This is a genomic window from Bradyrhizobium zhengyangense (assembly GCF_022012555.1).
Classification (GTDB): domain Bacteria; phylum Pseudomonadota; class Alphaproteobacteria; order Rhizobiales; family Xanthobacteraceae; genus Bradyrhizobium; species Bradyrhizobium zhengyangense.
Map to the genome: position 1 here is coordinate 38,461 of NZ_JAKLTZ010000028.1, position 6,000 is coordinate 44,460.

Sequence of the window (6,000 nt, forward strand, 5' to 3'; positions counted from 1 at the left end):
GCCATCCAGCGAAGTTGATCGCCGCCGACATCATTTACCCTCGCAATAACCTAAGACTTGCCGATGAACCACATTACGGCGAAAACGAGCGATATCACAGCGGACAGCGAATATCTATCCCGCCGAATGTTCCGGGTCGTCACACCCTGGGCTCAACAGGTGTGACGGGAAAAACATGCAATTTGCACCCCGCAGCAACTCAACGTTGATCAAGTGCACGAGCGACCAAAAAGGGCGTTTGGTTAACGGCCGTATCGCGAGTTCCGTGCGTCGAAAGGTCGCGCAACTTTCCTGCCCGACAAAAATCATGGAGGAATGCTATATTCACCCTTCCATTATGCGCACCGATCTCCAGACAAACTATTTTATCAACAATAAGAACTCACTTTGAAAATCACAGTATTTCATGAACCGTGGTGGTTATCCGCTGTGAGCGGCGGCCTTGTTCAAGAATCCGTTGTCAAGCGCGGCAACTATGTGGTCGGCCGATTGCCTTACGTCTTCTCGCGCAGGGGGCCCTTTCGTCTCCTTCGCATGCCAGCGTTCACACACGTGCTAGGCCCCGTCGTCGATTCCGGAGACGGAAAGCCGCAGACGCGCCTCACGCGACGACTTGCAATTACCCAGCAGCTAATCGACCAATTGCCCTCAACGTCAGAGCTCAAGCTTTGCCTGGATCCGTCTTTGGATGACGGTTTGGCCAAGATTGACGGTCTTGCCTTTCAGGATCGTAAGTGTTCGGTGACGCCTCAATTTACCTTCGAAATCGACTGCCGGAGAAGTCTGGACGATCTCTTGGCTGCTCTGGATCTGAAGACCCGGCAGCACATACGCCGCGCCGAAAAGAGCTATCACGTTCGAGCTCTGGACAAACCGGATGTCTTTATCGATTTCTACTTAAAGAATCTTGCCGCCTTCGGTCGGGTCAGCCGCATCGATTTTGACAATTTTCCGGTCCTGTTCTCGCAGTGCCGCGTCCGCGAGTGCGGAGTTATTCTGTCGTTGTTCAATGAAAACGGCGAGCCCATCGCAATGACCTTTTTGGTATGGGGGCACGGCACGATGTACTATTTGCTCTCCACGCGCTCCCGTCACTCCCACGACTCCGGCGCGGTCAGTCTATTGCTATGGTCGGCAATTAAGAAGGCTCACGACTTAGGGGTCTTTCTCGACCTTGACGGTATTTACTCAAGCGGAACTGCTCGCTTCTTAGCCAACTTTGGCGGCAAGCTGAAAACGCGTCTCGTTGTCCGGCGCAGCCGGATGCCTTACCGCGCGCTGCAATATGTGAAGGCGCAATACTCGGATAACGAAAGCAATTTTTTCACTTGATGACCTTCTTCGAGTGCAACGCCCAAAGTCATTTTGGACAACGCTAGGTAAGTCTACGGAATGTTCGACAGCGCCGAAAATGCCCGCCGGTATCTTGTCTCGCTGCGAGCTTCTGGCGCCAGGCCGCCCTTGTTTTGCCTTCCTGGTTCGGGCGGCGATGTCAGTATTTTCCGAGACTTGGCTGAAGCGCTGCCGCAGGCCCAGCCCGTTTATGGGCTCGACATGGAATGGTTATGCGAACTTACCGAACATTTTTCCGTAGAGCAGATTGCGTCCTTCTACCTGCGCATTGTCAGAGCCGTTCATCCGAGCGGACCATACCAGTTTTGCGGTTACTCGTTTGGCGGTCTTGTCGCCTACGAGATGGCTTCGCAATTGGCAAGAGAAGGCAGCAGCGCGAGCTTGGTAGCCCTGCTCGACGCTCCCAATCCCGCCCAGCTCGCGACCTTGCCGGAAGCGGATGCGACGAACTATCGCAAAGCCTATTTGATTGACCGGCTCAGCAAGTACGGACGTGATCTGGTAAGGGGCAATATCAAGAGCTTCCTCAACCGCGGGCTCGCCTTTGTTAGCTCCCGCAGCAGAGGACTATTTACACCCTGGATCAAGAAGGGGTTTCGGATGATCGGCAGGCCCCTGCCCGCCAAGCTGCGAGGTGACGATCCGGGCTTCATAAAAGCGTGGCACACTTACGTTCCGAAGTCTCATCCGATGAGCGTGGTCTGCTTTCGTGCCCAAGATCGTGGCCCGGAACATGATCTTGATCCAACAATGGGATGGGGTAAATGCGCGACATCTGGCGTCGCCATCCACCTTGTCCCGGGAAGACACGTCGACATGATGAGAGAACCCTCAATATCCGCTGTGGCCTCAAAACTGAGCGCGCACTTGCTCGAAGAAATAAGCAATTCACGGTAGGGCCGCAGGCTGGCTGCTCATCATGCCGCGGCCAGGATATTGGCTAGATCCGTCTTGAAGTCATTCGCGCCGCCTCGTACGCTTCGGCGTAGGCACGAGCGACCGCACTCGCACCATAGCGCGACTGAAACCGAACTAGGGCACTCGCTCGTGTGCGCTCCAGAAAGTCGACATCAAGGAGAAATTTCTCGATGGCTCGTGCGAGCCCCGTCAGATCGCGCGGCTCGACCAGGATTCCGGTTTCACCGTCAGCGATGATGTCCGGGATTCCGGCAATGCGGGTGCCAATCGCGGGAAGACCAAGCGCCATGCCTTCCAACAGGCAAAGAGGAAACATTTCCCCTTCCATATAGCTTGGCAAAACCACCACGTGTCCTGTTCGCATGATCGCAGGAACTTGCCTGTGGTCGACACGTCCTCGACACTCTACCACCCTGCTCAAATCCAAGCGAAGGATCTCTGCCTCAATTTCTGGTCGCGTCGGTCCGTCGCCGATCAAGATTGCGCGAAGCATTGGGTATCGGGAATGAAGCTGCGCCATGGCGCCGAGCAATTCCATATGGCCTTTGCCCCCAAACATGCGCGCCGACATGATCAGCGTTAGCTCTCCCCGCGGGGGCCTCAGTGCGACGCCCTCGAAGGCGGTTTCATCGACACAGAACGGAATAACGGTCATTTGGCTTCGCGAAATGCCGCGCGCGATCATTTCCTCGGCTGCAGCCGAATAAGGAAACACAACTCGGTCGGCGTGTCGCCTCTCTAGCCAAAAGGTGATCGAGGACAATACATTCCAATACTTCAAATACCAGCTCAGCGTCGCGTGATGCGTGACTATCAGCGCCGTACGATGCGAGGACCAACTGGCAAGAAACCCTTCAAGGCCCGCTATTCCGACCGCGTGAATATGCATGACGTCGTGGAGCAGCGATAATTTGCGCAGAGCCCGCGCGCGACGCAACCGAGTCAATAATTTTTCCAATCTTCGCTGCCGACCGCTCGCCAAACTCTCGCCCTCCGCGAGATCGAAGACAGCTATTCCGTTCTCCTTGGCGATTGTGCCTACTTCTTCCCGAGAGCGAAGGTCAATTGCAATAGTGGACAGAATTCCCAACCTCTTTTGCGCAATGCAAAGTTGAAGAATAAACGTCTCCACGCCTGTCATTCCGAAATTTGTTGGCATGAAGTGCAGGACCCGAATTGACGCGGTGCGCGAATCCTTGATGCATGTCATTCTCCAAGTCCCTCCTGTCCTTCTCAAGGACCTTCTAATCTCTATGCGAGTAGAGAAAATTGCCTTACAACGCTCAAGTCGCTAAGATATTGGTCTTGCCGCGCCTGTTGGTGAAGCGCACCTCTGGGAAAAGCACCGCTGTCGCCGCGTTAGGTTGGCAGGCCGCTTATATTTCAAACTCGCACCGCCGGAACGACCGCAACTTCGGGCCATACGAAAATTCCAACTACTGCGAATTTGGTAACAGCCTCTCGCAACTCTGCTGGGATCTCGATGCGGTGAGAGTGGCCGCATACCGGCGTTTTGTCGGCAGAATAGGTATCATTCTCAACGGAAGGCGCCCCCTCCCTCAACTGCGCGTTTTGCGAGTTTCGAACCGGAAATCAACCGTATCCTAACATTTCGGCAAGATCCTGCGGCGATTGGAGTAGAGCGCGATCCCCATCCTTCGATGTTAATCAGCACAGCGCAACTGCCCACCAAAACAAATCTCTTTTTATGATGGAAAGCGATCGAATTGCGCGTCAACAAAGTTACTTGGGACAAGATTGGCTATGTCACCGAGCCAGGTCGATACACGTACACATTTGGCTTTTTGACAATAACTAGAGCTGACATAGAGGTATGGACGCAATGGCCGAACGCCGTTTTCACTTTAGTCGCGCGGGCACCAACTGAGATGTCCGTAGGCGAAGAGTATTTGCTTGGTGCCTTCGATATCGGCTCTCCACAGACCGACAATTGACCAAGTGCGCGTTTCGCTACAACAGTGGCGGCGCAATCGACCAATCCAGTCAGATGGCGTCTTGAGACGCTTTGCGCCCAAACCGTCACGGCCGACGAGCGGACTATGCAACGCGACTAATCCTCTCGCACACGGCTCAACGGTGAGCCGCCGCGTGAAATCAATCTCGAACGAATTCGGACAAGTCCGGAACTTGTCGTGCCGTACTCCACCGTGAAGCCTGCCTCATAGGCCGCAGCGAGAATGCAACGCACTCATTTGGAGCACTCTGCCAAGATCGTGCAACTGATCGGGCCTGACGTGCCGTGGCCCGTTACTACCACTGACTTTCCCTTAAACTGATCGGCTGAAACACGATACGGCGCCTCGACAGCTCAAGCTCAACCTTCTGCGAATGCTGTTTCCAGCCCACAGTCGTTCGTACTTTAAATTTTGGTTCCTTGCCTTGCTCCTCCGCGGCATCATCAGCGGCAAGAGCGCCGCGAGCCGCCTCGTACATCATCAGAAGGCTCGGCGTCGTGAAATCCGAATAATCCATACGCAACCCGTGAAAGAGCTTCACTCAACCGTAGCGGCGATAATCGCCGTGCTCCCTGAAAATAATGGGCGCAGCCTACCTAAGGCCCTTTGGGGAGCGGGTATATATTAACCATTTCGATCGACTTGGCTAGTCGTTGACGCCCAGCTACAAAGTCCTGTAGCGCCATAGTCTTCGTGCCGACGCTTGCGCGGCTCTCAGTTATTTAATTCCATTTAATATTTGATTGTTTTGGTTATCCGGCGCGGGGTGAACCGGGGAGCGAGAGTCCTTCGAGCTAATCTTGCGCGTGAAAGTCCCGAGCCTAGTCGAAGAAGACTGAGGCGACTTCAACGGGACCAATACGAGCAATTGTCTCGCTATTTCGATGCTAGAGGGCAATTGTCAAGAAGACGGGGAGTAGCTCGGCCAGAGGCCCCATTGGAGCTCACCAAGCCCCGCCGGCGCCGCCTTCGCTCAGAATAGCGATTGGGCCAGCTCGTCATTTGTTATCGCTCAAAACACGTCGGCGCCCTCTCAACGCGCTAGTTGCGTGCGCGGCGCGCCGAATGTGATGCATGTCACAGTAATTTTGGGCGCCTCCGACGATGGAGTATCTGCCCGCCGCCCGTGCACAACCAATGCGCAAACACGGTCGCCTTGCTGGCGTCGAGCGCTCGTGACGTGATTGCATCGTGTCTATACTCATTGAAATATTGAGCTGAGCAGCTGAGCGACGAAGTCTCTTTTTGACTGAGGTGAAATCACTCAGATGCGGAATTGATCGTAAGCGCTTAGCCGGAACCCTTGCTTCGGGATCTGGATATCTATGCGAAGAAGCCTCCGGCTTGGACGGAGGTTTGAGATGGGATTGGACAGCAAAAAGGACGTCCGTTTGGACGTCTCATCGGCAGGGTCGGTGAGCCGGTTTGAGATCCTTGAAGGGCCGTCAGGACGTCGAGTTCGGTCGGAAGCAGAGAGAGCCCGGATCGCTGCTGAGAGTCTGCTACCCGGTGCCAGGTGTCCGAGGTGGCGCGCAAGCACGGAGCGACGCGCTGGCAGATCTACGATTGGCGACGGCGGTTTCGACAGCGAGGCATGTTGCCGCCGTGCGAGACGTCCCCGCCGACATTCGCGCCGCTGGTCGTGGACCGTGCGTTGGAGGAGCGTCAGGCTCCGGCGATCAAGCTTGAGATCGCGATCGGTGATGTCGTGCTGCGGACGGATACGGCCATTGATGCCGAGCAGCTGTCCCGG

General features: G+C 55.2%; 5 protein-coding genes. 3 read left to right on the forward strand and 2 right to left on the reverse strand.

The genetic code is table 11. The annotated features are described in order from the left end of the window. Positions 1–387: 387 nt before the first annotated feature. Both L6639_RS40395 and L6639_RS40400 read left to right on the forward strand, forming a co-directional pair. A complete protein-coding gene (locus tag L6639_RS40395; protein WP_237867048.1) occupies positions 388–1,332 on the forward strand; it encodes a GNAT family N-acetyltransferase in 945 nt (314 codons plus the stop codon). Between the two features lie 60 nt (positions 1,333–1,392). Then, the gene (locus L6639_RS40400) at positions 1,393–2,250 is read left to right on the forward strand and encodes a thioesterase domain-containing protein (protein ID WP_237867049.1); all 858 of its coding nucleotides are present in this window, start codon (positions 1,393–1,395) and stop codon (positions 2,248–2,250) included. Between the two features lie 43 nt (positions 2,251–2,293). Here L6639_RS40400 and L6639_RS40405 read toward each other — a convergent pair whose 3' ends face one another. After that, the gene (locus L6639_RS40405) at positions 2,294–3,481 is read right to left on the reverse strand and encodes a glycosyltransferase family 4 protein (protein ID WP_237867052.1); all 1,188 of its coding nucleotides are present in this window, start codon (positions 3,479–3,481) and stop codon (positions 2,294–2,296) included. Between the two features lie 1,061 nt (positions 3,482–4,542). After that, on the reverse strand, positions 4,543–4,764 hold the full coding sequence (locus L6639_RS40415; protein ID WP_237867054.1) for a hypothetical protein: 222 nt from the start codon (positions 4,762–4,764) through the stop codon (positions 4,543–4,545). Between the two features lie 1,008 nt (positions 4,765–5,772). Between L6639_RS40415 and L6639_RS40420 the strand changes: the two genes are divergently transcribed. Then, a partial coding sequence (locus tag L6639_RS40420) for a transposase (protein ID WP_476727271.1) occupies positions 5,773–6,000 on the forward strand: 228 nt, incomplete at its 3' end.

Excerpts from the sequence above, each read along its gene's own strand:
- L6639_RS40400 (WP_237867049.1), top strand. The coding sequence starts at position 1,393 with ATGTTCGACAGCGCCGAAAATGCCCGCCGGTATCTTGTCTCGCTGCGA.
- L6639_RS40405 (WP_237867052.1), bottom strand. The coding sequence starts at position 3,481 with ATGACATGCATCAAGGATTCGCGCACCGCGTCAATTCGGGTCCTGCAC.
- L6639_RS40415 (WP_237867054.1), bottom strand. The coding sequence starts at position 4,764 with ATGGATTATTCGGATTTCACGACGCCGAGCCTTCTGATGATGTACGAG.